Source organism: Streptomyces sp. CRN 30, assembly GCF_034105845.1.
Map to the genome: position 1 here is coordinate 1 of NZ_JAVRHI010000243.1, position 5,181 is coordinate 5,181.

Sequence of the window (5,181 nt, forward strand, 5' to 3'; positions counted from 1 at the left end):
CCCGGGCGGACCCTGACCGTGCAGGGTGCCCGGCTGAACCGGCCGGACCGGGCGCCGGGCGAGCCGGACAACGTGCGCGCCGACGGGCAGTCCGTCCGGGTGCGCGGCCGGGGCGACGCGCTCGCCTTCCTCGTCGCCGGCACGGGTGGCGGCCGTTCCGCGAGCGGCCGGGGGACCGTCCGGTACGCCGACGGCACCCGTTCCGCGTACCGGCTGACCGCGCCCGACTGGCGCACCGGTCCGCTCGCCACCAAGGCGGTGGCGCTGCCGCACCGCAACACCCCGGACGGCCCGCGGGCCGGACGGACCCGGCTGTACGTGGTGACCGTGCCGATCGCGCGCGGTCGCGCGGTCGCGTCGGTGTCGCTGCCGCACAACCGTGCCGTGCACGTCTTCGACCTCGCGGTACGGCCCTCCGGACGCGGCTGGACCGGCACCTGGGCGGCCGCCACCTCCGGCTACACGTCGGTCGGGCCGTGGACGGACCGCACGCTGCGGCTGGTGGTGCACACCTCGGCGGGCGGCCCGCGGGTGCGGATCCGGCTCGACAACACCTTCGCCGCCGCGCCGGTGCGCATCGGGAGCGCCACGGTCGCCGTGCGGGCCCGGGGCGCCGTCCCGCGGAGCGCGCCGGTACCGCTGTCGTTCCGGGGCGCCAGGGGGACCGGGATCCCCGCCGGGGCGCAGGTGTACAGCGACCCGGTGGCCTTCGACGTACCGCCTGGCGGCGAGCTGCTGGTCAGCTTCCACCTGCCGGGGACGGTCATGGCGGCGCCCGTGCACCGGCGCGCGCTGCAGACCTCGTACGTCAGCCGGCGGGGCGATCACGCGCGGGACGCCTCGGCCGCCGCGTACACCTCGACGATCACCACCTGGCCGTTCCTGACCGGGGTGGACGTGGGGGGCGGGCCGGGCTCCGTCGTGCTGCTCGGGGACTCGATCACGGACGGCGAGAAGTCGACGCCCGACGCGAACCGGCGCTGGCCCGACGTACTGGCCGCGCGGCTGCGGGCGCGGGGCGCGGTGCCCCGCTACGGGGTGCTCAACCAGGGCGTCTCGGCGAACCGGGTGACCGGCGACCGCTATCCGGGGGACGGGGTCTCGGCCGACACGGGCGGGGTGAGCGCGCTGCACCGTCTCGACCGGGACGTCCTCGCGCAGACCGGCGTCCGGACCGTCCTCGTCTTCCAGGGCGTCAACGACGTCCGCGGGGGCTTCACCGCCGAGCGGGTGATCGCCGGGCTGCGGAAGATCGCCGTCCGGGGGCACGCGCGGGGGGTGCGCGTGCTGGCGGCGACGATCGCGCCGTGCGGGGGCGAGGCACGCTGCACGGCCGCCGCCGACGCCGAGCGGGTGGCGGTGAACGCGTGGCTGCGGAGGTCGGCGCAGTTCGACGGGGTGCTCGACTTCGACGCGGTGCTGCGGGACCCCGGCCACCCGTCGCGGCTGCTCCCGGCGTACGACAGCGGGGACCGTCTGCACCCGGGTGACGCGGGCCTGGCGGCCTTGGCGGAGTCGGTGGACCTGCGGCTGCTGCGGGGCTGAGGGCCTGCGCCCCGGCCGGCCCCGACGGGCCGACCGGCTCCCGCAGGCGGGCGGGCTAGACGTCCAGGTCCACCACGACCGGCGCGTGGTCGGAGGCGCCCTTGCCCTTGCGCTCCTCGCGGTCCACGTAGGCGTCGGTGACGGCCTTGGCGAAGGGCTCGTTGCCGTACACCAGGTCGATGCGCATGCCCCGGTTCTTCGGGAAGGCCAGCTGGCGGTAGTCCCAGTACGTGTAGGGGTGGTCGTACTTCAGGGGCCGGGGCACGACGTCCGTGAGGCCCGTCCCGCGCAAGGCGGTGAGGGCGGCGCGCTCGGCCTCGGTGACGTGGGTGGAGCCCTCGAAGACCGACCGGTCGAAGACGTCCTCGTCGGTCGGCGCCACGTTGTAGTCGCCCAGCACCGCGAACGGGCGGCCGCCGGCGGCGTCGTCCGCGACGGCGGCCCGCAGGGCCTCGAACCACTGGAGCTTGTACGCGTAGTGGGGGTGGCCCACCTCGCGGCCGTTCGGCACGTACACCGACCAGACGCGGACCGGGCCGCACGTCGCGGAGACGGCGCGGGGCTCCTCGGCGCCCTCGTAGCCCGGGTCGCCGGGCAGGCCCTTGACCACGTCCTCGAGGCCGACGCGGGAGAGCACCGCCACGCCGTTCCACCGGCCGGTGGCGTTGACCGCCGCCTCGTAGCCCAGCTCGCGCACCTCGTCGAAGGGGAACCTCTCCTCGGCGATCTTGGCCTCCTGGAGGCACAGCACGTCCGTGCCGCTGCTCTCCAGCCAGGCCAGCAGCCTGGGCAGACGGGCGGTGATCGAGTTGACGTTCCAGGTCGCGATGCGCATGCGTCCCAACCTACCCGGAGGGTCCGACAACGCCCCTCACAGTTCCGCCGACGCCCCCGGGGCCAGCCGCTGGTGGTCCGTGCCGCCCAGGGCGCCGATCTGGTTGTCGTAGACCGGCCGGGCGAGGTCGGTCAGCAGGGCGTCGTGGACGTCGTAGGCGCGCTGCGGCTTCACCTCGCGGACGTAGTCGATGACCTCGGAGATCTTGCTCCAGGGGGCCATGACCGGGAGCAGCAGCGTCTCGACGGGGTGGCCGGGAACGGTGAGGGCGTCGCCCGGGTGGAAGACGCGGCCGCCGTCGACGAGGTACCCGACGTTGGTGATGCGCGGGATGTCCGGGTGGATCACGGCGTGCAGTTCGCCGTGCACCTGGACGTCGAAGCCGGCCGCGGTGAACGTGTCGCCGTGGCCGACCGTGTGCACGCGTCCGGGGAACGCCGCCGAGATCTTCTCGGCGACGGAGCGCAGGGTCCAGATCTCGGCGCCCGGGACGGCCTCCAGGGCCGCCCGCAGCCGCCCCTCGTCGAAGTGGTCGGGGTGCTCGTGCGTGATCAGGACGGCGTCCGCCCCGACGGCGGAGTCCGCCTCGCTGAAACCGCCGGGGTCGATGACGAGCGTCCGCCCGTCCTTCTCGAGCCGGACGCAGGCGTGGGACTTCTTCGTCAGCTTCATGGTTCCATCCTGCGCCCGTACCCCCCGCCCCTCACTCCTGGGGGGTCGTCTCCTCCTGGATGACCTCCTGGGCCACCCGGAAGGCGCTGTGCGCGGCCGGGACGCCGCAGTACACCGCCGCCTGGAGCAGCACCTCCCTGATCTCCGCCGGGGTGAGCCCGTTGCGCAGGGCGGCCCGGGTGTGGGAGGCGAACTCCTCCAGGTGGCCGCCGGCGACCAGCGCGGTCAGGGTGACGCAGCTCCGGGTGCGCCGGTCCAGCCCCGGCCGGTTCCACACCTCGCCCCAGGCGTACCGGGTGAGGAACTCCTGGAAGTCCCCCGAGAACTCGTCCGCCGAGGACAGCGCCCGGTCGACGTGCGCGTCGCCGAGCACCTCGCGGCGGACCTTCAGCCCGGCGTCGTACGGGTCGGGCCGGACCGCGCCCGCGGGCTGCGCGGCGGCCGGGGCGATCTCGGCGACGGGCCCGGCGGCCTGCGGCGGCACGGCGGGCGCCGCATGCGGGACGGCCGCCGGGATGGCGACGTGCCCGGTGGCCGTGTCGTACCCGGGTGCGGGCTGCCAGGCCGAGGAGAAGTGCCGCACCAGCAGGTCGGTGACCGCGGCGGGCTGTTCGACGGGGACGAGGTGCGAGGCGCCGGGGACGACCGCGAGCCGGGCGTCCGGGATGCCCGCGACCAGGGTGCGGGCCTCGGCGGGCCCGGTGACCTGGTCGTCCGATCCGACGAGGACCAGCGTCGGCACGCCGACCCGGCCGAGTTCGGCCCGTACGTCGAACGCGGCGAGCGCCTCGCAGGCCGTGATGTAGCAGCCGGGATCGGTGGTGCGCACCATCTGTACGGCCCACTCGGTGATCGCGGGCTGGGCGGCCGCGAAACCACCGGTGAACCACCGCTCCGGCGACGAACGGGCGATCGGGTCCAGTCCGTTCGTCCGTACGATCACGCCGCGCTGCCGCCACTCGTCCGCCGTGCCGAAGCGCGGCGAGGCGGCGATCAGCGCGAGCGAGGCCAGGCGCTCGGGACGGCGCAGCGCGAGCTCCACGCCGACGGCGCCGCCGAGCGAGCAGCCCGCGTAACCGAAGCGCTGGATCCCGAGCCCGTCGAGGGTGGCCAGCAGCCGCGTCGCCAGCTCGCTGACCGAGCCCGCCGGGTGCGCGGGGGCACCGCCGTGGCCCGGCAGGTCGAACCGGACGATGCGCCACTGCTTCGAGAGCTCGGGGACCTGGCGGTCCCACATGTGCCACGTCGTGCCGAGCGAGGGGCCGAGGATGATGACCGGGGCGTCCTCCGGACCGTCCAGGCGGTACTGGAGGACGGGCGTCTGCGTCTCACTCACCGCTCCACGCTAGCGTCCCCGCGGGCGTACTCCGCCCTCGGACCCCCGTCCCCCGCGTCCGGTTCCAGGGGATCGGCGGTGGACCCTCACACGATCTTCACCTGATGCGGCAGGTGGGCGGCTCTCTCACAGGTCGTCCGCTCACAGGTCGTCGGCCGCGCCCAGGCCCATCAGGGCGCCCACCGGATCCGGGTCGCAGGTGCCGCGGGGCCACCAGTCGTCGCGGTCCGGTTCCGACTCGTAGGGGTACCACAGGCCGTCCCGGCCCAGGCGGAGCTGGACGTGGCCGCCGGGGTGGGTGAGGCGGTTGCGCCAGGGACGGAACGCGGGGAGGTCGGCGGCGCGCAGCAGCGGGCGGGCGCGGTCGAAACGGCCCGCCGGGGGGTCCCAGGGCTCCTCGAGGACGGTGAGCCCGTCCGGTCCGCCCTGGCGCCAGGCGGCCACCGCGCGGGCCAGGTCGGCCGGGGTGCGGCCGGTGGCGGCGGCCAGCGAGGAGTAGAGGGCGCGGGTGGCGGCGGTGAGCCCGGAGCCGGGGCGGGCGGCGGCGAGCCGTACCGCGTCCTGCCAGAGCGTGAGGTCCGCGATCGGGTCGTGGCCGGTGGTCAGCAGCGCGTACGCGCGGGCTGCCGCGTCGGTGGCCAGCTGGTCCAGGACGAACGGGTCGGGGCCGCCCGGCGCGCCCGGGTAGACGGGGGGCTGCCCCGGGTGCGGGAGCGGGGGCGGCGGCGCGGGGAGCGGCGGCAGCGCGCGTACGGCCAGGGCGTCGGCATCCCCAGGGTGGCCCTGGAGGACG

General features: G+C 75.9%; 4 protein-coding genes and 1 pseudogene. 1 reads left to right on the plus strand and 4 read right to left on the minus strand.

From position 1 onward, the window contains the following. Nucleotides 1–1,545 (plus strand): SGNH/GDSL hydrolase family protein (locus UW392_RS25890; RefSeq protein WP_320777528.1); only part of this gene is annotated, 1,545 nt, incomplete at its 5' end. 55 nt (nt 1,546–1,600) lie between these two features. On the opposite strand, the gene UW392_RS25895 is transcribed toward UW392_RS25890, so the two are convergent. The 4 genes and pseudogenes from UW392_RS25895 to UW392_RS25910 all read right to left on the minus strand — a co-directional run. Beyond that, nucleotides 1,601–2,380, minus strand: a complete 780-nt coding sequence (locus UW392_RS25895) for an exodeoxyribonuclease III (protein WP_320777529.1) — start codon at nt 2,378–2,380, stop codon at nt 1,601–1,603. Nucleotides 2,381–2,416: 36 nt separating this feature from the next. After that, nucleotides 2,417–3,052: an MBL fold metallo-hydrolase gene (locus UW392_RS25900; protein WP_320777530.1), complete on the minus strand. Its 636-nt coding sequence runs from the start codon at nt 3,050–3,052 to the stop codon at nt 2,417–2,419. Between the two features lie 31 nt (nt 3,053–3,083). Then, nucleotides 3,084–4,388, minus strand: a complete 1,305-nt coding sequence (pcaC, locus tag UW392_RS25905; RefSeq protein WP_320777531.1) for a 4-carboxymuconolactone decarboxylase — start codon at nt 4,386–4,388, stop codon at nt 3,084–3,086. Between the two features lie 141 nt (nt 4,389–4,529). Then, nucleotides 4,530–5,181 (minus strand): annotated as a pseudogene (locus UW392_RS25910) (hypothetical protein); the annotation flags it as partial.